Genomic DNA, 23,677 nt, shown 5'->3' on the forward strand with positions numbered 1-23,677 from the left:
TTCTCTTTTTGATTGCGTCCGGACTTAGCAAAGCAGCGATGACACCGGTAGCACAAATTGTCGGCCGGTCAGGCCATGGGGGGCTTGGCCGGCAGCACCACAGTCACGCGCAATCCGCCGAGCGGTGAGCCGCTGGTCTCGACTCGTCCATGATGCGCCTCGATGATCGCCCGCGCCGTCGCGAGGCCTAGCGCCGAGGCAGAGCCCGCATCGCTTGCGGGATCTGCGGTGCGATAGAAGGGATCGAACAGACTCTGCGCCAGGCCGATATCGATGCCGGGCGCGCTGTCGTCGACGATCAGCCGCCAGGCGTCGCGCGCGCCCCGCAATCCGATCAATATCCTGCCGCCAGGCGGCGTGTAGCGCAGAGCATTCTCGATGAGCGCGTCGGTCACCTGCTCGATCCGGGGCGCGTCCCATTCGACCAGGATCTCATGGTCCGGAAGCTCGTCGGACAGCAATTCGACGCCCAGCGCCCGCGCGCGGGGCTGATGGTTTAGCACGGCATTGTGCACCAGCGCCCGCGCATCGATCTCGGCCGGGGTGACCGCGAACCGCCCGAGATCGGCGAGCGCGACTGCGTCTAGGTCGTCGGCGATGTTGATCAGCCGGCGAGCATCCTCCTCGATCGCGTCGAGCAAAGGCGCCGGCAGCGGCGGCTGGACCGCGCACAGCGCGATGAAATGCTCGCCGAAATTCTCTGCAGGCTGCTTCAGTTCGTCGGAGATCGACACCAGCCAGGTGCGCCGGGCATTTTCGAGCCGGTTGAAGCGGCTGGCGGCGAACTGGAGGTTGCGCATCGTCGCCACCGTCTCGGGCGGGCCGATCTCCTCGAAGGTCAGTTCGTCATCGCCTTCGGCCGCCGCACGGCTGAGACGATGCAGTTCCAGATGTGGCCGCGTCCAGCGCTTGGCGAGGAGATGGGCGACGAACAGCATTGCGAGGAACAGGCAGGCGGCGATCGCGGCGATGACGATGGGGTTGGTGCCGATCGCAGGATAGCGCGAAGCCCCGAAGAGCAGCCCTCCGATTGCCAGCGCGACCACAAAGGCCTGTGCGGCGAGTATCGAGAACATGCGCCTGAACAATTGCGTGCCCCTAAACGGTTCCAGCCGGGGCAACCTCGCACAATCATTCGGGAATGTCGAAACTCTCGATGATCTTGCTGCCCGCCATGAACACCGCGACCGGGCAGGCGGCGAAGAGCAGCCAGCCGCCCCAGCCAGGATATTGGCCGAGATAATGAACACCGCGCTCGGCCGCGCCGGTGGCGAGACCGAAGATCACGAGGAACCCCTCGAACTTCGACTTGATCCTGAAGAGGCTAGCGACACGGGACAGCATGCTAGCCATCAAGCAATTCCCGCACCAATGGCGGAATCGCGTCTTTCCGCGTTAACGGACTTGGTTACCTGTAAGTTAATTCGACAGTTCTGGGAGATCGAGTGCTTCGAACAGCGCGCGGCGTGCGCCCTCGATCCGCGCGATCAGCGCCGGATCGGCAATGGCACCGGCGGGGATCTCCTCGGGCCAATGCGCTTCGACCACCTGGGCAATGCGGTCGAGCCTGGCATAATCCACCAGGAAGCGCGGATCGATCGTCGCCGGATCGGCGACGACGCGCAGCCTGAGGCATGCCGGGCCGCCGCCATTGGCCATGGATTCGCGGACATCTACCACTTCGAGCTGCCGGATCGGGCCATTGCCGGCGACATGCTCCTGCAGCCAGTTCCACACGCTGGGCGTGGCGCGGGCCTCGCTCGGCAGGATCAGCGCCATTTCCCCCGATGGAAGCGTCACCAGTTGAGCGTTGAACAGATAGGAGGCGATGGCGTCGGCCAAGCTTACACGTGCCGCGGGCACCTCGACGATCTCGACTTCGGGCATCGCGCGGCGTAGCAAGTCGTAGAAGTGCGCCTTGTCCTCGAACGCCTGCTCGTGCGCGAACAGGACATTGCCGTTGGCGACCGCGACCACATCGTTGTGGAAGGCACCCGCGGCGATCGCCTGCTCGGACTGCTGGACGAACAGCGTTCGTGCCGGATCGAGCCCATGGCGCCGCGCGACGGCTGCGCTTGCGTCGGGATGTTGCCGGGCAGGGAAGGGCCCGCCGGCGATGCCGTAGACGAAGATCTCGATCCCCGGCGCGTCGTGCGTGGCGGCGAGCCGCATGTGATTGGCGGCGCCCTCGTCGCCAAAAGGCGGCGGTACCGGTGCGTGCACCGCGAACGCGGCATCGGCGAAGGCGAGGCGGAGCTGCGCCAGCGTCTCGGGCCATTCGTGGCTGCGATGCGGCATCGTCGCGAGATTGGCGACGCTCAGGTGGCAGCGCCCATCCAGGGTGTCGGGCGCGGGCGAGACCGTGGCGGCATTGGCCGCCCACATCGACGAGGCCGAAAGCGCCTGCGCCTGGGTGTGCGGCGGGGCGTGGTCGTAGCCGGTTCCGAGCGCCGCCAGCCATTGCCGGTCGGGCCGGGCATGGGGGAGCAGCACGCCCTGGGTCAGGCCCAGCGTGAGGTTCGCGCGCATCTTGGCGATCCCCTGCAGCGCCGCGGCGCGGGGATGCGCGGTCTCGCCCCGGTTCTTCGTCGCGGCAAGGTTACCGGGGCTGAGGCCGGCATAATTATGGCTCGGCCCGATGACGCCGTCGAAATTGATCTCGACCAGCTCAGCGCGCGACATGCATGACCTCTTCGCCGATGTTCACGCCCAGCGTTTCCGCCGCGACCGGGTCGATTGCCACGCCGCCTTCCACCGCCTTCACGCGTCCCTGCGTCACCTGGAACTCGGCAAGATGGCCGATCGCGATGAGCGCAGGCTCGCCACCCGCCTCGATTGCCACGACCTTCACCGTTGCCGCATCGCGCACCGTCCGAACCTGATCGGTGCGTGCGGTCATCGTCGGGCCGCCATCGAAGATGTCGACATAGTTCTCGAACGCGAAGCCCTCATTCTCGAGCATGCGCATCGCCGCGCGGCCCGAGGGGTGGGGCAGGCCGATCACCGAGCGGGCGTGCTCGGTCAGCATCGCGGTGTAGATCGGATGCTTGGGCATCAGGTCGGCGATGAACTGGTTGCCGTGCGAGGCATTGAATTCGTCGGCCTGCTGGAAATTCATCCCGAAGAAGCGCCCCGCCACGCCGTCCCAGAAGGGCGATCCGCCCGCCTCGTCGATCACCCCGCGCAGTTCGGCGAGAATGCGGTCGGCGAAGCGCGCGCGGTGGCGGGCGATGAACATGTAGCGGCTGCGCGCGAGCAGCATTCCCAGCCCGCCGGCGCGCTCGCCGGGATGAAGGAACAGCCCGCCGACCTCGCTGCACCCCTCCAGATCGTTGACCAGGCTCAATATCTCGGCGCGGAAGGTACGCTCCAGTTCCTGGCTATGCTTGGTTTCGGTGGCGATGCGATAGCTGTAGAAGGGCCAGTGCTGGCCGACCCGCGTGAAGATCTGGCAGGTGCCCCGCACCTCGCCCGTCTCGGCATTCTCCAGAATCAGGACATATAGATCGTCATGCGCGCCGCCATCGTCGGGGCGCTCGAATGCCTTGTGGCTGCGGATCAGCTTGTTGCGCAGCGCGTCCTTCTCAGGCGGCAGATTGGTGAAGCCGCCGCCGGTCAGCTTCGCCATCTCGTAGAGGTGCTGCAGGTCCTCGTCGCGCGCGGCACGGATGCGGAAGCTCATGGCCGGAAGCTCCCTTCAGCGATGCGGAGGATGGTGACTACGGAGAGCGCGGCGCGCTCGGGCAGGCTTTCGGGGATCAGGAATTCCTCCGCGGAATGGATTGCACCGCCCCGCGCGCCCATCGTGTCGACCACGGGGACGCCGCACGCAGCGATATTGTTGCCGTCGCAGACGCCGCCGGTTGCCTTCCAGGCGATCGGGATGCCGAGATCGGCGCCGGCCTGCTTGACCAGCGCGAACAATTTCTCGGCGCCCGGGTCGAGCGGCTTGGGTGGGCGATTGAAGCTGCCATGGACTTCGACCTGCACGTCGTAAGCGGCGGAAACGGCAGCCGATGCTTCGTCCAGCGCGACCTGCGCGCGCGCGATCGAGTCGGCGTCCTTGGGCCGGAAATTGACGCGCAATATGGCGAGATCGGGGACCACATTATTGGGTCCGCCCCCGTCTATGCGCGCCGGGTTCACCGAAAGGCCCGGCGCCCTGGCGTCGGCCAGCCGCACCGCCAGCGCGGCGGCCGCCACCAGCGCGTTGCGGCCCTCATCCGGATTGCGCCCGGCATGCGCGCTCTTGCCGCGCACGATCAGCGAGAAATTGCCGGTGCCACCCCGCGCGCCCGCCAACGTGCCATCGGGTAGTGCCGGTTCATAGGTGAGCGCCGCAATCTTGCCGCGCGCCGATCGCTCGATCAGCCCGCGCGAAGAAAGCGAACCGGTCTCCTCGTCCGAATTGATCAGCACCTCATAGCCGAGACCGGCCGCAAGCGGGCTCGCCTCCACGGCCTCCAGCGCCGCGAGCATCAGCGAAAGCCCGCCCTTCATGTCGGCAGCGCCAGGCGCGTTGAGACTGCCATCATCCTGCCAGCGGCCCTGCTGGAACGGGTGATCCGCGCCGAACACCGTATCCATATGCCCGGTCAGCAGGATCTGCACCGGAGCCTCCGGCCTTACCTTCAAATGCAGATGTCGGCCGTGCCCGATCGATTCAATGCGCCCATCGCCGGTGACAGTTTCCACCGGATCCGGGTCCACCAGCGCCAGCTCGCCCGGAAGGGCCGCAAAACCCTCCGCCAGCGCATCCGCCATCTTCCGGAGGCCGGCAAGATTGCGTGTGCCACTGTTGATCGCGGTCCAGGCCTGGACCCGCGCGAGCATCGGCGCATCGCGCACCTGCTCGACTGCCACCTGCTCGACTACGGAAAGCTTGGTCATCCCTGGCTGGTAGCCCGGATGGACCGGGATTGAACACCCCTGGCCCGTTTATCCGGCCATAGCCCCGCAAGCTCAGAAGTCGACGACGAGCGCCGCGCGGCTGGTCGTGTCGGTGGTCTTGCGCCCGATCGGCGGCATGCTTTCGAACTGCACCGAATAGCTGAACTGCGCCGATAGCGGCCCGATCAGCTTGGTGAGCAGCGCCGATTTGGTCGCAACGGTGCTGTTCGACTGCTCGAGATAGGCGGAAGCGGTCTGCGTCACCGAGATTCCGCGCGACACCTTCCACCCGAAATCGAGCGATCCGCGCGCGGCGACGTTGCTCTCCGCGGTCTGATCGATGAAGTCGGTCTGACGAAATGCCGGCCCAAGCTCGAGATCGAGCTTCATCGCGGACGATTTGATCGCGCTGTAGCCGGCGCCCGCCGACAGCGAGAAGCGACTGTTGAAACCCGAGAAGCGGTCCCGCTCATACTGCGCCGCGCCATACAGATAGGCACGATCGTCGAACTTCCAGTTCGGCTCATAGGCGGCGAGGTAACGGTCCTGCGTGGTGACGCCCAGGCTCTCCTGGTAATCGGCCTGGAACCGCAGCTTGTGCCGCCATTCGATGCCTTCGCGGCGGAGCTGGATCGCGGCGCTCAGGCCGATATTTTCCGTATTGCCGGTGGAGACATAGCCGCCGAGCTCGGCATGGCCTTTGACCAGATCGAGGAAATCCGCCTCGCGGAGCTTGCGCTGCGCGGTCTGCTGCCGTTCGTTGCGCCAATCGGAGGCGATCCGCATCACCAGGTCGGCGCTCGCTGGATCGGCGTTCTTGGCATATTTCACGATCACCGCGACATCGGCCTCGCTGCCCGATTCCATCGCCGCATCCAGCATCGACTTGATCGTCGGCGGGATCGTCGGATCCTCGGCATTGGCGAGGAGCAGCGGCAGGGCGAGAAGCAGGGCGCGCATCGTCAGGTCCTTAGCCACAGGTTTTTGGCGTCAAAAGGGCAGCGTGTTTCCCTGTTGTAGCAAGCGTAGAGCCCCGGGCTATGCCAGCTGCCCGGCAAAGACCCGCAGAACCTCGCGATAGAGTTCACGCTTGAACGGCACGATCAGCTCGGGAAGGTCCTTGGGGTCGGCCCAGCGCCACGCGCGGAATTCTGGTTCGGCGGTGGCGATGTCGACGTCGCCATCCTCGGCCAGGAAGCGGAACAGGAACCAGCGCTGACGCTGGCCGCGCCACTTACCCTTCCAGATCTTGCCCACCAGCTCCTCGGGCAGGTCATAGGTCAGCTCCTCGGGCGCCGCGGCGACGAGTTCGACATGTTCGCGCACCACGCCGGTTTCCTCCCACAGCTCGCGATAGGCGGCGTCGAGCGGGTCCTCGCCCGGATCGATCCCGCCCTGCGGCATCTGCCAGGCCTCCAGCGTCGAATCGAGCCGCTGGCCGACGAACACGCGGCCCTCGCGGTTGATCAGCATCACGCCGGCGCAAGGCCGATAGGGTAGGGAAGCGATGTCAGTCATGCCGCCCCTCTAGCTGCGCGGGCGCGCGGCGCCTAGCTTGGGGATGTGATTCCCGTCGTCCATCACCCTCATTACGTCGCACCCGCGCCGGCGCGCAGCCAGTATCAGTGGAACAAGAACGGCCTGGTCCGCGACCTGCTGCGCGAGCATGGCGGCATATTCGCCTGGCACGAGCCCGAGCCGATGCCGCGCCGCTGGCTCGAGGCGGTGCACGACCCTGACTATGTCGCCGAGGTGATCGAGGCGCGTGTCCCGCCCGCCAAGGAGCGGCGGATCGGTTTCCCGGTTACGCCGCAGGTCGCGGCGCGCTCGCAAGTCGTGCCCGGCGGCACCTGGCTCGCGGCGCTGCTGGCGCTGGAGCATGGCTATGCCGCCAACAGCGCAGGCGGCAGCCACCACGCGCTCGCCGATACCGGCGCGGGCTATTGCGTGTTCAACGATCTCGCCATCGCCGCGGTGCGGCTGGTGGAGGAGGGGACGGTCGAACGCGTGCTGATCGTCGATTGCGACGTCCACCAGGGCGACGGCACCGCATCGCTCACCGCTGGGCGGAGCGACATCGCGACCTATTCGATCCATGCCGACAAGAATTTCCCGGTCCGCAAGGCGCGCTCGACGCTCGACGTGCCGCTGGCGGACGGCACCGATGATGCTGGCTATCTCGAAGCACTCTCGACGACGCTGCCGCCGCTGATCGACCAGTTCGCCCCCGATCTCGTGCTCTACCAGGCCGGCGTCGACCCCTTCGCCGAGGACCGGCTGGGCCGGCTCGCGCTCAGCTATGATGGCTTGACCACACGCGATACCTGGATCGCCACCACGTTGCGGGCCCGCGGCATTCCTTTCGCGAGCGCCCTGGGCGGCGGCTACGGCCTCGACGCGCTTGAAGTTTCGCGCCGCCACGTCGCCTCGATTCTCGCTTTGGGATTGGCGGCGGCAAAGCAGCCTTTGCATGCGTAAAGGCATTTTCTACTTTGGGTTGCGTGACTGTGAGGCGTAGAGCGCTCGCAACGATAGACAAACACCGCAGGAAATTACCGGCCATGGCAACCGCCGCCCATCAGCTGACGCCCGAAGAGGCTTCGGCGAACCCGGCACCAGAAACGATCGTCGTCCGCTTCGCTGGAGATTCCGGCGACGGCATGCAGCTCACTGGCGGGCAGTTCACGCTCTCCACCGCGCTCGCCGGCAACGATCTCGCGACCTTCCCCGATTTCCCCGCCGAGATCCGCGCGCCGCAGGGCACGCTGTTCGGCGTCTCGGCCTTCCAGATCAATTTCGGCTCGACCGAGATCGATACCGCGGGCGACCAGCCCGACGTGCTGATCGCGATGAACCCGGCCGCGCTCAAGACCAATGTCGAGGCGTTGAAGCCCGGCGGCCTGATCATCGCCGACGAGGGCGAGTTCGGCCAGCGCAACCTCGACAAGGCCAAATACGCCGCGAACCCGCTCGAGGACGACAGCCTTGGCAAGTGGCAGCTGCTCAAGCTCAACATCTCGCAGCTCACCCTCGATGCCGTGAAGCCCTTCGGGCTTGGCAACAAGGAGGCTTTGCGCTGCAAGAATATGTGGACGCTGGGTCTCGCGCTCTGGATGTTCGATCGCGACCGCGCGCCGCTGGTCGAATGGCTCAGGACCAAGTTCGCCAAAGCGCCCGAGCTGGCCGAGGCCAATATCGCCGCACTGAACGCCGGCCATGCTTATGGCGAGACCGCCGAGCTCGGTGCGATGGGCATCTCGCAGCGCCATGTCGCGGCAGCGCCGTCCGAACCGGGCCTGTACCGCACCGTCACCGGCGCCGAGTCGATCTCGCTCGGCCTGGTCGCCGGCGCGCAGCTGGCGAGCCTGCCGATGTTCTTCGGCGGCTATCCGATCACGCCCGCCTCAGCGATCCTCCACGCACTGGCACGCTACAAGGAATATGGTGTCACCACCTTCCAGGCCGAGGACGAGATCGCCGCGATCGCCTCCGCACTGGGCGCTTCCTATGCCGGCCAGCTCGGTGTGACATCCTCCTCCGGCCCCGGCATCGCGCTCAAGGGCGAGGCAATGGGCCTCGCGATCATGACCGAGCTGCCGCTGATCATCGTCAACAGCCAGCGCGGCGGTCCCTCGACCGGACTTCCCACCAAGACCGAGCAATCGGATCTGTATCAGGCCGTCTATGGCCGCAACGGCGACTCGCCGATGCCGGTGATCGCCGCGCGCTCGGCCGCCGACTGCTTCGACGTTGCGATCGAGGCGGTGCGCATCGCCACGCAATACATGACCCCGGTCATGCTGCTGACCGACGGCTATATCGCCAATGCCGCCGAACCCTGGAAGGTGCCCGACATGAGCACCTACAAGCCCTTCCCGGTGGAATTCCACACCGAGCTTCCGGCCGAGGGCGAGAAGTTCCAGCCTTATGCCCGCGACGCGAAGCTCAAGCGCCCCTGGGTCAAGCCCGGCACGCCAGGCCTGCTCCACCGCATCGGCGGCATCGAGAAGGCGTTAGGCAGCGGCAACATCGATTATTCGCCCGCCAACCACCAGGCGATGACCGACATCCGCCGCGACAAGGTTGCGAACATCGACATCCCCGATCAGAAGGTCGAAATGGGCCAGGAGGGCGGCAAGCTCGTCGTGGTGGGTTGGGGATCGACCTTCGGCCCGATCCACCAGGCCGTCCGTCGCGCCCGCAACAAGGGCCTCGACGTCAGCCATGTCCATATCCGCCACATCTGGCCGATGCCGAAGAATTTGGGGCCGTTGCTCAAGAGTTACGAGCATGTCCTCGTACCAGAAATGAACACCGGCCAGCTCAAGACCGTGCTGCGCGACCAGTTCCTGGTCAACGCGGTGCCGCTCAACAAGGTGTCGGGCCAGCCCTTCGCCATCGCCGAGATCGAGGCCGCGATCACCCGCCACCTCGCCGGCGCGGGCGCCGAGGAAATCGGCCCCGACAATACGCAATTGCCCAGCCCGGAGGCTGTGAATCCATGAACGAACTGACGACTATCCGCCCCAGCACCCCCAAGGACTGGGAAACCGACCAGGAGGTCCGCTGGTGCCCAGGCTGCGGCGACTATGCGATCCTCAAGGCGGTGCAGCGCACCATGCCGGAGATCGGCGGCACGCCCGAGAATACCGTGTTCGTCAGCGGCATCGGCTGCTCGTCGCGCTTCCCCTATTACATGGAGACCTATGGTTTCCACACCATCCACGGCCGTGCGCCGGCGGTGGCGACGGGGGTCAAGCTCGCCAATCCCGATCTCGACGTGTGGATCATCACCGGTGACGGGGACGCGCTGTCGATCGGCGGCAACCACACGATGCATCTGCTGCGGCGGAATCTGAACTGCCAGGTGCTGTTGTTCAACAACGAGATTTACGGCCTCACCAAGGGGCAATATTCGCCGACCAGCCGCGAGGGCACGCGTTCGCCCTCCACGCCGTTCGGTTCGGTCGATCATCCGGCCAAGCCCTGCGCCTTCGCGCTCGGATCGGGCGGGCGTTTCGTCGCGCGCGGGATCGACGTCCACAAGCGCCTTCCCGAAGTCCTCAAGGCCGCCCACGCGCACCAGGGTGCCGCCTTCATCGAGATCTTCCAGAACTGCATCGTCTATAATGACGACGTCTTCGAGCCCTTCACCGCCAAGCCCAATGCGGTCGCCAACCAGCTGTGGTGCGAGCATGGCAAGCCTTTGCTCTTCGCCGGTGGCACCAAGGGCCTGTCGCTGGATATCGAGCGGCTGACCCTCAAGGTAGTTGATGTCGTCGACGGCGACTGGGAAGCCGCGAACGTGATCGTCCACAACGTCACCAATCGCGCGGTCGCGCACATGCTGGTCGAGATGCCGTTCGGGCCATTCCCGATGGCGCTAGGCGTGCTCTACGATGATCCCGCGCCGACCTTCGAAAGCGCTGTCGTCGCGCAGAACAAGGCCGCGAGCGAGGGCAAGATCCCCGATCTCCAGAAGCTGGTCGCCAAGGGCCAGACCTGGATGGTCGAAAAGGAACCGCACGCGATCTGATGCAGCGCGTAGCTGCCCTGCTCGCACTCGCAATGCCGGTTGGCGCGCCGGCGCAGGAAGCAGCGCCGCGCGATTTCTCGCTTGTCATCGCCCGGGTCACCGGCGTGGGCGGCATCGTGCCACTGCAGTTCGACCAGGGTTGCGACCCTGAAGGGTGCCCCCGACCGATCGGATCGTTCGATCGGACGGAGACGCTGTTCGGCAAGCCCATGCCTGCCGAGTTCATGGCTACGGCGGACATGCCACTGACGGACTTCTGGCGCCCGCGACCGCCCGGCCGCCCTGCGATCCTCGTGGTCGAGCGCCTTCCATACGGGCGCTATGAGGTGGTGACCTTCGCCTTCGCGGACACGGTCGCGTGTCTTGATCGCAGCAATTTCGAAACGCTCGACTGGCATCCGGCGGGCCAGGGAATATTGCAGCGGGAGGAAGCGCTCTGCGCCGATGTCCGGCATCTCGCTCGCGCGCCGTGACCGCCTCGCTCGGTCGAAGCGAGTTAGGGCTTGCCCGGCCAATCCGGGCGTGCATGTAGCGGCCCGATGAACGCACCGGCGCAGGATCGAACCCAGAGGGAAGGGCGCTCCGGCGGTCTTCTCGCGCTCTTCGCACCCTTCTTCCACCGGCAGCTCGATCGCATGGACGGGGCGATCGATGCCGGCAGTCTCGAAGTCATGACGCCGGATGGTCGCGGGCGCCTGCTCGGCGAGCGCGGGCCGGGTCCGGCTGCCGTCGTCGATCTTCGCAGCTGGCGCGCGCTGGTCCGCCTCGCGACTGGTGGCTCCAGCGGCTGGTATGAAGCCTGGCAGAAAGGCGAATGGGCCAGCCCCGATCCGGTCCAGCTTTTCGCGCTGTTCAGCCTCAACCGCGCCAGCCTGGCCGATCAGGCCCGCGCGACCGGCTTCTCGCTATGGGCGCGGCGCTTCTGGCACTGGCTGCGGCGGAACCATCGCGGCGGAGCGCGGCGAAACATCGCATTCCATTATGACTTGGGGAACGACTTCTACCTTCCCTGGCTCGATGCGGGGATGACCTATTCGAGCGCGCTCTTCACCTCTCCCGCGGAATCGCTGGAAGCGGGGCAGGCAGCGAAGTTGGAGGCCATGCTCGCCCGCACGGCAACTGCGCCGGGCGAAACAATTCTGGAAATCGGCAGCGGTTGGGGCTCCTTCGCCGAACTGGCGCTGCGCCAGGGCCGCCGCCTCCACGGCATCACGCTCTCGACCGAGCAGAAAGCCTATGCCGAGGCGCGCACCGCCGGCTTCGAAGGCGCGCGCTTCTCGCTCACCGACTATCGGGACGTCACCGACAGCTATGACGCGGTCGTCAGCATCGAGATGGCTGAGGCGGTGGGGCAGGAATATTGGCAGGCCTATGCCGCCGCGATCGCCCGCGCGCTCAAGCCCGGCGGCCGGGCGGCGCTGCAGATCATCACCTTCGACGACGCGATGTTCCTTGGCTATGCCGCCAATGTCGACTTCATCCAGACCTATATCTTCCCCGGTGGGTTACTGCTCTCCGAGAGCCGATTCCGTGCAATCACCGCCGCGCAGGGCCTCGAATGGCGAGACCAGGTCAATTTCGGGCCGGACTATGCCGAGACGCTCAAGCGCTGGCGCGAGAATTTCGATGCCGCCGCCAAGGCCAGGGCGCTACCCGCGCAATTCGACGCGCGATTCATCGATTTGTGGCGCTACTATCTCATGTATTGTGAGGGCGGCTTCCGCGGCGGGGGCATAGACGTCATTCAAATGACGCTGATCAAGGAGGGATGATGGGCAGGACATGGCTGGCGGCGCTCGCGCTGCTGACGAGCGGGCCGGCAATGGCGCAGGCGGTCGATTCCCCTGACGTGCCGATCAATCCCCAGGACAATGCGGGGCTCCGGAAAGTCGGCGCCGAGATACTGTTCTGGAGCCAGGCCCAGCGCGACGCCAATTTCCCGCATATGGAGAAGATCTTCCCCGGCCATATCGTCAAGGCGGGCGGCAAGGTCCATCCGCTACCCGCGGGAAAGCCGCTGGCGATTGCCGAGGGCGAGATCGAAGCGTTCCTCGACACCCAGAATGTCGCCGGCCTGATCGTGCTCAAGGACGGCAAGGTGGTGCTGGAGCGCTATGCCCGCGGCTATGGCCCCGAAGGCCGCTGGACCAGCTTCTCGGTCGCCAAGTCGTTCACCTCGACGTTGGTCGGCGCCGCGATCAGGGACGGCTATATCAAGTCGGTCCAGGAGCCGGTCACCAAGTATATCCCGGAGCTTGCCGGCAGCGGCTATGACGGCGTCACCATCCAGCAGCTCCTGACCATGACCTCAGGCGTCAAGTGGAACGAGGATTATACCGATGTGAAGTCGGACGTGGCGCGCATGTTCCTCGAGCCCGTGCCCGCGGGCGAGGACCCCACCGTCCACTATATGAAGAACCTCCCGCGCGAGACCTCGCCGGGCAGCAAATGGGTCTACAAGACCGGCGAGACCAATCTGATCGGCGTGCTGGTGATGCGTGCCACCGGCAAGCCGCTCGCGACCTATCTCAGCGACAAGGTCTGGAAGCCCTATGGCATGGAGCAGGATGCCTTCTGGATGGTCGATCCCGCGGGCCACGAGGTCAGCGGCTGCTGCCTCTCGGTGAGCCTGCGCGACTATGCCCGGATGGCGCAGTTCGTGCTCGAAGGCGGCAAGGGCGCGGTGCCCGCCGGCTGGTTCGCCGAATCGACCAAAACGCATGCCGATATCGGCGTGCCGGGCCGCGGCTATGGCTATCAATGGTGGACCTATCCCAAGGGCCGCTTCGGCGCGCAGGGCATTTTCGGCCAGACGATCCGCATCGATCCCAGGACCCGGACGGTGATCGTCGTCTCCGCCGCCGCGGCCAAGGCCACCGACGACGCCTATGGAATCGCGCGCACCGCTTTCCTCGACAAGCTGTTCGAGACGGCGACCACCAAATAGTCACCGTCACCCCGGCGAAAGCCGGGGCCCAGGGTTTCTCTGCTGTGTCGCGCGTGGCTCTGGATCCCGGCTTTCGCCGGTATGACGGTAAGGCGAGCTATTCGACCCGCTCGTAATGCCCGGTCTCGAAGCCCGAGGCCATCAACGCCGCGATCCGCTCCGCCACCGCTTCCGGCGCCTTCAGCGTCTGCGGATCCTCGCCCGGAAAGGCGCGTGCGCGCATCTTGGTCCGCGTCGGGCCCGGATCGAGGATCGCGGCGCGAACGCCGCTCAGATGGCGCACTTCCTCGCCATAGCTCAGGACGAGGTTCTCGAACGCCGCCTTGGACGAACCGTACACCGCCCAATAGGCGCGCGGCGTCCGCCCCACGCTGGAGGTGACGCCGATCACGCGCGCGTGCTTGGCTTTGCGCAGCATCGGGTCGAACGCCGCTAGGATCGCCGCCTGGGCGGTGACGTTGAGCGTCAGCACCTTGGCGAATTCCTTGAAGTCGATCGCCGCGACGGCGCTCAGTGTGCCGAGCGATGCGGCGTTGAGCACCAGCATGTCCAGCGCCTGCCAGCGCTCGCCGATCGCCGTGGCGAGCCGCGCGATGCTTTCGTTCTCGGTCAGATCCATCGGGGCGATCGTGGCGGAGCCGCCCGCCGCGTAGATCGCTTCCTCGACCTCCTCCAGGCCCCCCGCGGTGCGTGCAGTGAGGATAACATGCGCGCCGCCCGCGCCCAGCGCGAGCGCGGTGGCCGCGCCGATGCCGCGGCTGGCGCCGGTGACGAGCGCGATTTGGTCGGCGAAGGGCTTGTCGGTCATTCGAACTCCGGGAAATCAGGTCAGCCGACCCGTTCCTCCAGAAGTGCGAACTGGTCAACCGGTGCGAGTTCGTCCTGATCGGTCAGCGTGGTCGGATAGTCGCCGGTGAAGCAGGCATCGCAATATTTCGGGTGGATATCGGCGCGATGCGCTTCGCCCAACGCCTTGTAGAGCCCGTCGATCGAGATGAAGGCCAGGCTGTTGGCATGGATGAAGTCGGTCATCCCGCCCACGTCGAGCTGGGCGGCGAGCAATTTGGCGCGTTCGGGCGTGTCGACGCCGTAGAAGCATGAGTGCCGCGTCGGCGGCGAGGCGATGCGCATATGCACCTCGGCCGCGCCCGCCTCGTGCATCATCTGCACGATCTTGAGGCTGGTCGTGCCGCGCACGATCGAATCGTCGACCAGCACCACGCGCTTGCCCTTGATCAGCTCGCGATTGGCGTTGTGCTTCAGCTTGACGCCGAGATGGCGAACCTTGTCGCCCGGCTGGATGAAGGTGCGCCCAACATAATGCGAGCGGATGATGCCGAGCTCGAACGGGATGCCGCTCTGCTGGGCATAGCCGATCGCGGCGGGAACGCCCGAATCGGGAACCGGGACAATGAGGTCGGCGTCGACCGGCGATTCGATCGCCAGTTGCGCGCCGATCGCCTTGCGCACCGAATAGACCGAGCGATCCTCGTTAATCGAATCGGGGCGTGAGAAATAGACATATTCGAAGATGCACGGCCGCGGCGCCACCGGCGCAAACGGCTTGTGCGAGGTGATTTCGGTGCCCTTGACGATCACCAGCTCGCCCGGCTCGACATCCCGGACATATTCGGCACCGACCACGTCGAGGGCGACGGTCTCCGACGCGAAGATCACCGAATCATCGAGCTTGCCCATCACCAGCGGGCGGATGCCCAGCGGATCGCGGCAGGCGATCATGCCCTCGGGGGTCATCACGATCAGCGAATAGGCGCCCTCGACCCGCTTGAGCGCGTCGATGAACCGATCCATCAAGGTGCGGTATTGCGAGGTCGCGACGAGGTGGATGATCACCTCGGTATCCGAGGTCGACTGGAAGATCGCGCCGCGGCGGACCAGATCGCGCCTGAGGCGCATCGCGTTCGAGATATTGCCGTTATGCGCCACCGCGAAGCCGCCGCTCGCCAGCTCGGCATAGAGCGGCTGGACGTTGCGAATCGCTGTCTCGCCGGTGGTCGAATAGCGGACATGGCCGGCGGCGGTGTTGCCGACCAGCGAGCGAATCACTTCGTCGCGGTCGAAATTACCGGCGACATGGCCCATCGCGCGGTGCGTGTGGAACTGATGGCCGTCCCAGCTGGTGATGCCGGCGGCCTCTTGGCCGCGGTGTTGGAGTGCATGAAGTCCCAGCGCGACGAGCGCGGCTGCGCCCTCCGCTCCGGAAACGCCAAAGATGCCGCACTCTTCGCGCAGCTTGTCATCGTCAAACGGGTGCGTGGTAAGCATCGGCCCTCAAGGGGTTCGGTGTCGTCGAGGCCATATAGGGGCTCCATCGCCATTTGTCGCCGGTTCGTCACAAAGAAATGAACCCGGGCGCTTTTTGATGGTTTTTCAGGCGGAAAGGAGACGCTCCATGCCCGGACACGACCATGGCCCCAGATCAAGGACGACAAGCTCTACGAGGATCTGCGCAGGGAGGGGAATTCGAAGGAGAAGTCCGCCCGAATCGCCAATGCCAAGGCGGCGGGCACGCTCGACCATCCCGGCGGCAAGCTTGAGAGCCGCTCGAAGGACGAACTCCAGGACGAAGCCAAGGAGATCGGCATCGAAGGCCGCTCGAAGATGGACAAGGACGAGCTGATCGACGCGATTCGCGACCATTGATCCTTCCTGCGCCACTCGATTCTTCTTCTTTTTCTTCGTCACCCCGGCGAAAGCCGGGGCCCAGGGTCACAAGCAGTGCCCTGCTTGGCTCTGGGCCCCGGCTTTCGCCGGGGTGACGAAAGTAGGAGGGTCGGCTAGACCCAATTGCGTGACCGATGACCGCGAGACGGGCGCCACGCTCGACCCCAAATACGATGCCGCCGGCCTGATCACCGCCGTCGCCACCCATGCCGCCACCGGCGAAGTCCTGATGGTCGCGCACATGAACGCCGATGCGCTGGCTGCCACTCTCGGGAGCGGCGAGGCGACCTTCTGGTCGCGCAGCCGCAATCGGCTATGGAAGAAGGGCGAGACCTCCGGCCATGTCCTTCGCGTCGTCGAGGCGCGGATCGATTGCGATCAGGATGCGGTGTGGCTGCGCGTTGAGCCGCAAGGGCCCGCCTGCCACACCGGCGAACCGAGTTGCTTCTATCGGCGCATCGAGGGCGGCAGACTGGTGCGCGAGGCGTGAGGGCGGCGCTGGCGCTGATCGTCCTGTTGGCGGGCTGCTCCGGCGGTCAGTCGCAGCAAAAGGCGGCCCAGCCCCAGGACCTTGAAACCGCAGCGGTCGAGCGCGGTCTCGTCCGCGACCCCAAGGATACCGAGATCGCCGGGCTTTACGCCCGCGACACCGATCGCGTCTGCATCGTCCCCGGGAAAGACGGATACCGGATCGGCGCCTATGTCGATTATGGCGAGCGCATCACCTGCAGCGGTGCGGGCAGCGTAACGCGGGTGGGGGAGGCGCTCCACATCCGGCTGGGCGACAAGGACGCCTGCAGCTTCGACGCCCGCTTCGACGGCGATCACATCAAATTCCCCGGCGCGCTTCCCGAAGGCTGTACGGGGTTCTGCGCGCGGCGGGCCTCCTATGCCGGGCTCGAAGTCTCGCGGCTGAGCGAGTCGACCGCCGAAGCCTCGGCGATGCGCGACGCCACCGGCCGGCGCCTTTGCGGCAATTAAGCCCGCTATCGCGTCATCGTCACCCCGGCCGAAGTGCCGGGGACCACTCCTCCGCTGGGCGAGCCGAAAGAGGCTCGAAGGGCTCAGCTTGCCGCAGGGTGGCCCCGGCACTTCGGCCGGGGTGACGGGGTAGGAAAGCGACCGTCGCGCGCTACTCGGAACACTGGCAAAATAGGATTTGGTCTGGGATGTTGCGCGCAGGCCGGGCTGAGCAACAAAACCGACTTATTCGGCGAGCAGGTTCGCGCATCGGACTCGCGCGCAGGAACCTGTGACTTTTGCGACTTTAGAGTGCGGTCGTCACGTTGACGTTCACGTAAAGGTAAAGTAAGGAGAGGGCATGCCCGCTACTGCCTTTCCGATCGAGGCCCTGGCGCCGATCGAGCCGCGCCCCGACCGCGACGCCTTTTCCATCTCCGATCTCTGCGCCGAGTTCAGCGTCACCCCGCGCGCGCTCCGCTTCTACGAAGACGAGGGCCTGATCGCCCCCGAGCGCCGCGGCACCGCGCGCATCTATTCGCATCGCGATCGCGCCCGACTCGCCTGGATCCTGCGCGGCAAGCGCGTCGGCTTCAGCCTGGGCGAGATCAAGGAGATGATCGATCTCTACGATGTCGGCGATGGCCGCCGCGTCCAGCGCCAGGTGACGCTCGAGCGCTGCCTCGATCGCATCCAGCTGCTCGAGAACCAGAAGCAAGACATCGACGCCCATATCGCCGAGCTCCAGCAATTCGTCGCACTGCTAAAGAGCAGCGACTCCGAACACTGAGGAACCTGAAATGCCGCAATATACGCCGCCCGTGCGCGACACGCGCTTTGTCCTCGATCGCGTGATCGGGCTCGATCGCTATGCGAACCTGCCGGGCTTCCAGAATGCGACGCCCGATGTGGTCGATGCGGTGCTGGAAGAGGGCGGCCGTTTCGTCTCCGAGGTGCTGTTCCCGCTCAACTATTCAGGCGACCAGCAGGGCTGCACCCGTCACGACGATGGCAGCGTGACCACGCCGGACGGCTTCAAGCAGGCCTATGCCAAGTTCGTCGAGAGCGGCTGGGGCACGCTTAGCGCGCCCGCGGAGTTCGGCGGGCAGGAGATGCCGCACATCGTCTCCACTGCGTTCCAGGAATATATGATCTCCTCGAACATGGCCTTCGCCATGTATCCCGGCCTCACCCACGGCGCGATCGCGGCGCTGCTGGTCAAGGGATCGCAGGAGCAGAAGGACAAATATGTCCCCAAGATGATCTCGGGCGAATGGGGCGGGACGATGAACTTGACCGAGCCCCAGTGCGGCACCGATCTCGGCCTGATCCGCACCCGCGCCGAGCCGCAGGCGGACGGCAGCTATTCGATCACCGGCACCAAGATCTTCATCTCGTCGGGCGAGCACGACCTGACGAGCAACATCATCCACCTCGTCCTCGCCAAGACCCCCGGCGCGCCCGAGAGCACCAAGGGCATCTCGCTGTTCGTCGTGCCCAAGTTCATGGTCGGTGACGACGGATCGCTCGGCGAGCGCAACGGGGTCTCATGCGGTTCGATCGAGCACAAGATGGGCATCCACGCCAATTCGACCTGCGTGATGAACTATGACGGTGCCAAGGGCTGGCTGGTCGGCGAGGAGATGAAGGGTCTCGCCGCGATGTTCATCATGATGAACGCCGCGCGGCTCGGCGTCGGCCTCCAGGGCCTCGGCATCGCCGAGGTCGCATACCAGAACGCCGTCCAGTACGCGCATGACCGCCGTCAGGGCCGCGCGCTCACTGGCCCGGCCGAGCCGCAGGAAAAGGCGGACACGTTGTTCGTCCACCCCGACGTCCGCCGCATGCTGATGGAGGCCAAGGCGCAGAGCGAGGGGCTTCGCGCTCTTTGTCTATGGGGCGCGCTCCAGGTCGATCTCGAAAAGGCCGCCGGCAGCGAGGAGGAGCGCCAGCTCGCCGAGGACCTGATCGGGCTGCTCACGCCGGTGATCAAGGGCGTCGGCACCGATATCGGCTACAAGATCGCGACCGACGCGCAGCAGGTCTATGGCGGCCATGGCTACATCGCCGAATGGGGCATGGAGCAATATGTCCGTGATGCCCGCATCTCGATGATCTACGAGGGCACCAACGGCATCCAGGCGATGGACCTGGTCGGCCGCAAGCTTGCAATGAACGGCGGCCGCGCCGTCCAGGCCTTCTTCCGCGTCGTCACCGAGGAAGTCGCCGCCGCCAAGGGCGACGAGAAGCTCAAGGGCTTCGCCGAGGGCCTGGAGAAGGCGCTGGGGCACCTCCAGGGCGCGACGATGTGGCTCGCGGCAAACGGCTTCAAGAACCCCAACGACGTGGGCGCGGGTGCCTATCCGTACATGCAGCTCACCGGCACGGTCGCGCTGGGCCTGATGTGGCTGCGCATGGCCAAGGCCGCGGTCGACGCGCTGGCCGAGGGCGCACAGGACGCCAAGTTCTTCGAGGCCAAGCTGGTCACCGCGCGCTTTTATGCCGAGCGCTTCCTGCCCGAAGCGGGCTCGCTCCGCCGCAAGATCGAAGCGGGCAGCGCCGCGGTGATGGCGCTCGACCCGGAGATGTTCCGGGCGGCGTAGGATGGGGACTCCCAGCTCGTCATCCCGGCGAAAGCCGGGATCCAGAGCCAAGCAGATCTACGCTGAGTAATCCTGGATCCCGGCTTTCGCCGGGATGACGGGATTGGACGGAGAGGGGGCTCGTCCTTGCAATGTAGGATTTGAGCGACGATCAAAGGACCGGCTCTTTCTCATCGCCGGCGTTTCGGAAAAGTCCGTTCTTCGCGGACGAAGGTTTTTCGACATAGCGGGTGTCAACCGTGTCAACTTGCCCGCTGGACGATCGCGCCCGGTGGACGCGCAATGCCTCAGTTTTTTGGCGTAGGCGTAGGCGTCGGCTTGACCACCGGCAGGGTGAGTATGATCTGCGGCTTGGCCGCGGGTGCCGGATCACCCTTGCGGCGCACGCCGCTCAATCCGGCCGGCCCCGCTTCCTTGACCTGGGGCGTCGGCAAGGAGTCGGGCGGTGGAATCACGGCCGGCATACCATAGGTGATCCGCCGCATGCACTGGACCGGGCTTGGCCGCTTGAACTGCTCGCAGTTCCACAGCGCCTTGGCGTAGGCGGCACTGTCGTCGCGCAGATAGCTGAACGACATCGCGGCGGCCTGGTCGCCGGTCGGGGGCAGCTTGACCGGCTTCTTGCTGGCGTCGGTCCAGGACATGAACTTGCAATAAGGCCGCTCGCCGCAGGTCTTGATCGCCAGCGCCGGGAAATTGTCCGGAACGATGCCCTTGGGAAGCGTGATCAGGAACACGTTCGGATCGCCCGCCACCGATGCGGGGATCGCGCTGTCGGGGATGGCGGCCAGATTGACGCCCAGGCCCGCCGGATCGTTCGCGGCGGTCGTCGCCACGGTCGCATCGCCGATATGCGCTGAGGAGAGCCGTGCCATCAGCGGCACGTTGGGCTCGACCCCGGCATAGCCGCGGTTGAACGCGGGCGGCGTGCCCCACCAGCCCGCCCAACGGAAGAACAGGTGGGTGTGGACCTCGGTGATCTTGTCGAGGCTCGCGCTCCAATAGGGCACGACCCAGTCGGTATGGTAGTGCGTCGCGTGGCCGACCGGCTTGTAGACGGTGCCGCTCAGCGCCATCCGCGCCACTTGCCGCGCCCGTGTCCACGCCGCTTCCGACGGGCCGTAGCGCAGCATCGCGCCGTCGCAGGTGAAGGTGAACTGGCAGCCGGTGCTGCGTTCGGAGCCCTGGAACACCACGCCGCAGATCGTCTTAGGGAAGGCGGGGTGCCGCATCCGGTTGATGATGACCTGCGCCACCGCCTTCTGGCCGGTGCTGTCGTCGCCGGCCTCGTAATAGACCGAGGCGGCCAGGCAGTCGATCGCCCGGGCCTGGCTATCAGCCGACCCCGAGACGCGGAAGGGACGCGCCGCCGGGTTGGGCGCGAGCGAGAAGGGGATCGAATCGTTGACCGCCTTGGCGTCCTCGGGCGCCAGCGCCTGGAGCTCGACCGGCTCGACCGGCGGCAGCTCCTGCTGGGGCACGATGCGCTTGGAGATCACCACCGGCGGATGCTTGTGCTGAGCGACTCGCGGTGCGTTCGAGACGATCAGCACCGGGACAACGATCGCTGCCAGCGCAATGATCCCGAGCAGCAGCCGCAATGCCGGGCTGAGGCGCGGCTTGCGCTGCGCAGGCGCTTGGGTGGTTTCCATCAGCATGGCTTTCGCGGACGCGCCTCAGCCGTCCTGCAGCGCAGGCAGGCGTCGGAAAGGGGCGGCACGATGAAAGCGCAAGATCTGCTCCATGGACGGGGTCGCCGCCCATAGCGCAGAACTTGCCAAGTTGGAACCGTGACGCCCGTCGGCGCCCTGGCGCTCAGCTTTCCGGCAGGAAATCGGGAACGCTCAAATAGCGCTCGCCGGTGTCGTAGTTGAAGCCGAGCACGCGGGTGCCCTCGGGCAGGTCGGGCAGCTTCTGGAGGATCGCCGCGAGCGTCGCGCCCGAGCTGATCCCGACGAGGACGCCTTCCTCGCGCGCCGCGCGGCGGGCGAGGTCCTTGGCGACGCCGGCATCGACCTTGATCACGCCATCGATCGCGTCGGTGTGGAGGTTGCGCGGCACGAAACCGGCGCCGATGCCCTGGATCGGGTGCGGCCCGGGCTGGCCGCCTGAGATGACCGGCGAGAGCTCGGGCTCGACGGCATAGACCTTGAGGTTCGGCCAGCTCTTCTTCAGCGTCTCGGCGACGCCGGTGATATGGCCGCCGGTGCCGACACCGGTGATAATGACGTCGATCGGTGCGTCGGCGAAGTCGTTCAGGATTTCCTGCGCGGTGGTGCGGACATGGACATCGATGTTCGCAGGGTTTTCGAACTGCTGCGGCATCCAAGCCCCAGGCGTGGTCTCGACCAGTTCCATTGCCCGCTCGATCGCGCCCTTCATGCCCTTTTCGCGGGGTGTGAGGTCGAAGGTGGCGCCATAGGCAAGCATCAGCCGGCGGCGCTCGAGCGACATGCTCTCGGGCATCACCAGGACCAGCTTGTAGCCCTTGACCGCGGCGACCATCGCCAGCCCGACCCCGGTGTTGCCGCTGGTCGGCTCGATGATCGTCCCGCCCGGCTTGAGATCGCCCGAGGCCTCGGCCGCCTCGATCATCGCCAGCGCGATGCGGTCCTTGATCGAGCCGCCGGGGTTCGACCGCTCGGACTTGATCCACACCTCGGCGCCCGGGAACAGCTTCTGGACACGGATGTGCGGGGTGTTGCCGATCGTGTCGAGGATCGTGTTGGCCTTCATGTCGTCATCTCCTTGGGAGGGATTTCCAGATTGGCCGGAGGGTCGAACGTGCGCGCCCGCCTTAGCTCGGGGAATAGCTTGGCCCACAGTATCGTGACAAGCACCGCGCCGACCCCGCCCCCGACCACCGCGGCCACCGGCCCGATCAGCGCGGCGAGGAAGCCTGACTCGGCCTCGCCCAGTTCGTTCGATCCCGAGATGAACAGCGTCGAGACCGCACCGACCCGGCCCCGCATCTCATCCGGCGTGTAAAGCTGGATCAGCGACTGGCGAACATAGACCGAGACCATGTCCGCTGCGCCCAGCACGAACAGGGCGGCGAGCGACAGGAGCACGGCGGGGGCAAAGTCGTGCCCGATCGCCGAGGGGCCGAGCGCAGGCACTAGCAGGGGTGCGGACAGGCCGAACACCACCGTCGCGACCCCGAAGAGGCCGACCGCTGCGAGCATCTTCTTGCCGACCTCGGTCTTGAGCGGGCGCCAGGAAAAGAAGATCGCTGTGACCACGGCTCCGAGCGCGGGTGCAGCTCTCAAATGACCGAGGCCTTCGGAGCCGACCTGGAGGATGTCGCGGGCGTAGACCGGCAGCATCGCGGTCGCGCCGCCAAGCAGCACGGCGAACAGGTCGAGCGAGATTGCTCCGAGCACGAGCCGGTTGCGGCGGACATAATGGAGCCCGTCGACCATCTGCACCCAGGGGCTTCCCTCGAACTTCCGGGCGCTGCGCGGCACCGGCGAGATCAGCATCAGCATCAGCAGCGAGAGCAGGAACAGCGCTCCGGCAACGGCATAGGCCAGCCAGTCGGCTGCGGCATAGAGGTAGCCGCCCATCGCCGGGCCGATCACGGTGCCGGCCTGCCAGGAGAGCGAGCTCAGCGCGATCGCGGTGGGCAGGATTGCCTTGGGCACGAGGTTCGGCGCCAGCGCGCCGAGCGCCGGACTGGCAAAGGCGCGGGCGACGCCGAGCAGCGCGGCGATGCCGAACAAAGCGGGAAGGCTGATCGTATGGCTATAGGTCAGCCAGGCAAGGCTGAGCGCGCAGAACGCCTCCAGCGTGAGGGCGCCGCGGGCGATCCAGCGGCGGTCGATGCGATCGGCGACCCAGCCGGCGAACAGCGACAGGACGAGCAGCGGCAGGAACTGCGCCACGCCGATCAGTCCGAGCTGGAACGAGGCTTCCTTCACGGTCATCGTCTGGCGGGCGATATCGTAGACTTGCCAGCCGATGACGATGACCATCGCCATCTGCCCCAGTGTGGCGGCGAGGCGAGCGACCCAATAGGCTCTGAAATTGGGGACGGCGAACGGATGCGAGGCCATG

General features: G+C 66.1%; 23 protein-coding genes. 11 read left to right on the forward strand and 12 right to left on the reverse strand.

Annotated elements, in window-relative coordinates:
- Nucleotides 1-68: 68 nt before the first annotated feature.
- The 7 genes from IAG41_RS04515 to IAG41_RS04545 form a co-directional block, all read right to left on the reverse strand.
- Nucleotides 69-1,088, reverse strand: a complete 1,020-nt coding sequence (locus tag IAG41_RS04515) for a sensor histidine kinase (RefSeq protein WP_187727351.1) — start codon at nucleotides 1,086-1,088, stop codon at nucleotides 69-71.
- 43 nt (nucleotides 1,089-1,131) lie between these two features.
- Nucleotides 1,132-1,344, reverse strand: coding sequence for a hypothetical protein (locus IAG41_RS04520; protein ID WP_187727871.1), 213 nt, complete (start codon nucleotides 1,342-1,344; stop codon nucleotides 1,132-1,134).
- Between the two features lie 75 nt (nucleotides 1,345-1,419).
- Complete coding sequence (locus IAG41_RS04525) at nucleotides 1,420-2,682, reverse strand: N-succinylarginine dihydrolase (RefSeq protein WP_187727352.1); 1,263 nt, start codon at nucleotides 2,680-2,682, stop codon at nucleotides 1,420-1,422.
- Nucleotides 2,669-3,682 carry an arginine N-succinyltransferase gene (locus IAG41_RS04530; protein ID WP_187727353.1) on the reverse strand — a complete coding sequence of 338 codons (1,014 nt, stop codon included), beginning with the start codon at nucleotides 3,680-3,682 and terminating at the stop codon, nucleotides 2,669-2,671. Before IAG41_RS04530 ends, IAG41_RS04525 begins: the two co-directional genes overlap by 14 nt.
- Nucleotides 3,679-4,890, reverse strand: coding sequence for a hydrolase (locus IAG41_RS04535; RefSeq protein ID WP_187727354.1), 1,212 nt, complete (start codon nucleotides 4,888-4,890; stop codon nucleotides 3,679-3,681). The genes IAG41_RS04530 and IAG41_RS04535 overlap by 4 nt, the downstream gene beginning before the upstream one ends.
- A gap of 72 nt (nucleotides 4,891-4,962) precedes the next feature.
- A complete protein-coding gene (locus IAG41_RS04540; protein ID WP_187727355.1) occupies nucleotides 4,963-5,850 on the reverse strand; it encodes a YdiY family protein in 888 nt (295 codons plus the stop codon).
- A gap of 78 nt (nucleotides 5,851-5,928) precedes the next feature.
- A complete protein-coding gene (locus IAG41_RS04545; RefSeq protein ID WP_187727356.1) occupies nucleotides 5,929-6,408 on the reverse strand; it encodes an RNA pyrophosphohydrolase in 480 nt (159 codons plus the stop codon).
- A gap of 45 nt (nucleotides 6,409-6,453) precedes the next feature.
- Here IAG41_RS04545 and IAG41_RS04550 point away from each other — a divergent pair, with 45 nt between their 5' ends.
- The 6 genes from IAG41_RS04550 (at nucleotide 6,454) to IAG41_RS04575 (ending at nucleotide 13,373) form a co-directional block, all read left to right on the forward strand.
- Nucleotides 6,454-7,368, forward strand: coding sequence for a histone deacetylase (locus tag IAG41_RS04550; protein ID WP_187727357.1), 915 nt, complete (start codon nucleotides 6,454-6,456; stop codon nucleotides 7,366-7,368).
- Nucleotides 7,369-7,451: 83 nt separating this feature from the next.
- Nucleotides 7,452-9,395: a 2-oxoacid:acceptor oxidoreductase subunit alpha gene (locus tag IAG41_RS04555; RefSeq protein WP_187727358.1), complete on the forward strand. Its 1,944-nt coding sequence runs from the start codon at nucleotides 7,452-7,454 to the stop codon at nucleotides 9,393-9,395.
- Nucleotides 9,392-10,426 carry a 2-oxoacid:ferredoxin oxidoreductase subunit beta gene (locus tag IAG41_RS04560; protein ID WP_187727359.1) on the forward strand — a complete coding sequence of 345 codons (1,035 nt, stop codon included), beginning with the start codon at nucleotides 9,392-9,394 and terminating at the stop codon, nucleotides 10,424-10,426. Before IAG41_RS04555 ends, IAG41_RS04560 begins: the two co-directional genes overlap by 4 nt.
- A complete protein-coding gene (locus IAG41_RS04565) occupies nucleotides 10,426-10,899 on the forward strand; it encodes a hypothetical protein (RefSeq protein WP_187727360.1) in 474 nt (157 codons plus the stop codon). The genes IAG41_RS04560 and IAG41_RS04565 overlap by 1 nt, the downstream gene beginning before the upstream one ends.
- A 66-nt stretch (nucleotides 10,900-10,965) precedes the next feature.
- A complete protein-coding gene (locus IAG41_RS04570) occupies nucleotides 10,966-12,198 on the forward strand; it encodes an SAM-dependent methyltransferase (protein WP_187727361.1) in 1,233 nt (410 codons plus the stop codon).
- Nucleotides 12,198-13,373, forward strand: coding sequence for a serine hydrolase domain-containing protein (locus tag IAG41_RS04575; protein ID WP_262408441.1), 1,176 nt, complete (start codon nucleotides 12,198-12,200; stop codon nucleotides 13,371-13,373). The genes IAG41_RS04570 and IAG41_RS04575 overlap by 1 nt, the downstream gene beginning before the upstream one ends.
- A 97-nt stretch (nucleotides 13,374-13,470) precedes the next feature.
- Here IAG41_RS04575 and IAG41_RS04580 read toward each other — a convergent pair whose 3' ends face one another.
- Together IAG41_RS04580 and purF are read right to left on the reverse strand one after the other, a co-directional pair.
- Entirely contained in the window at nucleotides 13,471-14,181 is a 711-nt protein-coding gene (locus IAG41_RS04580; protein WP_187727362.1) for an SDR family NAD(P)-dependent oxidoreductase, read from the reverse strand.
- Nucleotides 14,182-14,201: 20 nt separating this feature from the next.
- On the reverse strand, nucleotides 14,202-15,659 hold the full coding sequence (purF, locus tag IAG41_RS04585) for an amidophosphoribosyltransferase (protein WP_187727363.1): 1,458 nt from the start codon (nucleotides 15,657-15,659) through the stop codon (nucleotides 14,202-14,204).
- 318 nt (nucleotides 15,660-15,977) lie between these two features.
- Here purF and IAG41_RS23425 point away from each other — a divergent pair, with 318 nt between their 5' ends.
- The 5 genes from IAG41_RS23425 (at nucleotide 15,978) to IAG41_RS04610 (ending at nucleotide 19,621) form a co-directional block, all read left to right on the forward strand.
- Complete coding sequence (locus IAG41_RS23425) at nucleotides 15,978-16,037, forward strand: hypothetical protein (RefSeq protein WP_316251101.1); 60 nt, start codon at nucleotides 15,978-15,980, stop codon at nucleotides 16,035-16,037.
- A gap of 148 nt (nucleotides 16,038-16,185) precedes the next feature.
- Nucleotides 16,186-16,548 (forward strand): phosphoribosyl-AMP cyclohydrolase, encoded by a 363-nt coding sequence (gene hisI / locus IAG41_RS04595; RefSeq protein WP_187727364.1) that lies wholly within the window; start codon nucleotides 16,186-16,188, stop codon nucleotides 16,546-16,548.
- Entirely contained in the window at nucleotides 16,545-17,039 is a 495-nt protein-coding gene (locus IAG41_RS04600) for a hypothetical protein (RefSeq protein ID WP_187727365.1), read from the forward strand. The genes hisI and IAG41_RS04600 overlap by 4 nt, the downstream gene beginning before the upstream one ends.
- A 340-nt stretch (nucleotides 17,040-17,379) precedes the next feature.
- The gene (locus tag IAG41_RS04605; protein WP_187727366.1) at nucleotides 17,380-17,808 is read left to right on the forward strand and encodes a MerR family transcriptional regulator; all 429 of its coding nucleotides are present in this window, start codon (nucleotides 17,380-17,382) and stop codon (nucleotides 17,806-17,808) included.
- Between the two features lie 10 nt (nucleotides 17,809-17,818).
- On the forward strand, nucleotides 17,819-19,621 hold the full coding sequence (locus tag IAG41_RS04610; RefSeq protein WP_187727367.1) for an acyl-CoA dehydrogenase C-terminal domain-containing protein: 1,803 nt from the start codon (nucleotides 17,819-17,821) through the stop codon (nucleotides 19,619-19,621).
- Nucleotides 19,622-19,908: 287 nt separating this feature from the next.
- On the opposite strand, the gene IAG41_RS04615 is transcribed toward IAG41_RS04610, so the two are convergent.
- From IAG41_RS04615 to IAG41_RS04625, 3 genes are all read right to left on the reverse strand, one after another.
- Nucleotides 19,909-21,273: a cell wall hydrolase gene (locus tag IAG41_RS04615; RefSeq protein WP_187727368.1), complete on the reverse strand. Its 1,365-nt coding sequence runs from the start codon at nucleotides 21,271-21,273 to the stop codon at nucleotides 19,909-19,911.
- A gap of 163 nt (nucleotides 21,274-21,436) precedes the next feature.
- On the reverse strand, nucleotides 21,437-22,357 hold the full coding sequence (gene cysK / locus IAG41_RS04620) for a cysteine synthase A (RefSeq protein ID WP_187727369.1): 921 nt from the start codon (nucleotides 22,355-22,357) through the stop codon (nucleotides 21,437-21,439).
- Nucleotides 22,354-23,676: an MFS transporter gene (locus IAG41_RS04625; protein ID WP_187727370.1), complete on the reverse strand. Its 1,323-nt coding sequence runs from the start codon at nucleotides 23,674-23,676 to the stop codon at nucleotides 22,354-22,356. Before IAG41_RS04625 ends, cysK begins: the two co-directional genes overlap by 4 nt.
- Nucleotide 23,677 lies beyond the last annotated feature (1 nt).

It is taken from the genome of Sphingomonas sp. JC676 (assembly GCF_014489075.1).
Lineage (GTDB): Bacteria > Pseudomonadota > Alphaproteobacteria > Sphingomonadales > Sphingomonadaceae > Sphingomonas.

What these genes read in the sequence shown, in the direction of transcription:
- IAG41_RS04520 (WP_187727871.1), bottom strand. Translation starts at nt 1,344, where the DNA reads ATGCTGTCCCGTGTCGCTAGCCTCTTCAGGATCAAGTCGAAGTTCGAG.
- IAG41_RS04525 (WP_187727352.1), bottom strand. Translation starts at nt 2,682, where the DNA reads ATGTCGCGCGCTGAGCTGGTCGAGATCAATTTCGACGGCGTCATCGGG.
- IAG41_RS04530 (WP_187727353.1), bottom strand. Translation starts at nt 3,682, where the DNA reads ATGAGCTTCCGCATCCGTGCCGCGCGCGACGAGGACCTGCAGCACCTC.
- IAG41_RS04535 (WP_187727354.1), bottom strand. Translation starts at nt 4,890, where the DNA reads ATGACCAAGCTTTCCGTAGTCGAGCAGGTGGCAGTCGAGCAGGTGCGC.
- IAG41_RS04540 (WP_187727355.1), bottom strand. Translation starts at nt 5,850, where the DNA reads ATGCGCGCCCTGCTTCTCGCCCTGCCGCTGCTCCTCGCCAATGCCGAG.
- IAG41_RS04545 (WP_187727356.1), bottom strand. Translation starts at nt 6,408, where the DNA reads ATGACTGACATCGCTTCCCTACCCTATCGGCCTTGCGCCGGCGTGATG.
- IAG41_RS04555 (WP_187727358.1), top strand. Translation starts at nt 7,452, where the DNA reads ATGGCAACCGCCGCCCATCAGCTGACGCCCGAAGAGGCTTCGGCGAAC.
- IAG41_RS04560 (WP_187727359.1), top strand. Translation starts at nt 9,392, where the DNA reads ATGAACGAACTGACGACTATCCGCCCCAGCACCCCCAAGGACTGGGAA.
- IAG41_RS04565 (WP_187727360.1), top strand. Translation starts at nt 10,426, where the DNA reads ATGCAGCGCGTAGCTGCCCTGCTCGCACTCGCAATGCCGGTTGGCGCG.
- IAG41_RS04570 (WP_187727361.1), top strand. Translation starts at nt 10,966, where the DNA reads ATGAACGCACCGGCGCAGGATCGAACCCAGAGGGAAGGGCGCTCCGGC.
- IAG41_RS04575 (WP_262408441.1), top strand. Translation starts at nt 12,198, where the DNA reads ATGGGCAGGACATGGCTGGCGGCGCTCGCGCTGCTGACGAGCGGGCCG.
- IAG41_RS04580 (WP_187727362.1), bottom strand. Translation starts at nt 14,181, where the DNA reads ATGACCGACAAGCCCTTCGCCGACCAAATCGCGCTCGTCACCGGCGCC.
- purF (WP_187727363.1), bottom strand. Translation starts at nt 15,659, where the DNA reads ATGCTTACCACGCACCCGTTTGACGATGACAAGCTGCGCGAAGAGTGC.
- IAG41_RS04605 (WP_187727366.1), top strand. Translation starts at nt 17,380, where the DNA reads ATGCCCGCTACTGCCTTTCCGATCGAGGCCCTGGCGCCGATCGAGCCG.
- IAG41_RS04610 (WP_187727367.1), top strand. Translation starts at nt 17,819, where the DNA reads ATGCCGCAATATACGCCGCCCGTGCGCGACACGCGCTTTGTCCTCGAT.
- IAG41_RS04615 (WP_187727368.1), bottom strand. Translation starts at nt 21,273, where the DNA reads ATGGAAACCACCCAAGCGCCTGCGCAGCGCAAGCCGCGCCTCAGCCCG.
- cysK (WP_187727369.1), bottom strand. Translation starts at nt 22,357, where the DNA reads ATGAAGGCCAACACGATCCTCGACACGATCGGCAACACCCCGCACATC.
- IAG41_RS04625 (WP_187727370.1), bottom strand. Translation starts at nt 23,676, where the DNA reads ATGGCCTCGCATCCGTTCGCCGTCCCCAATTTCAGAGCCTATTGGGTC.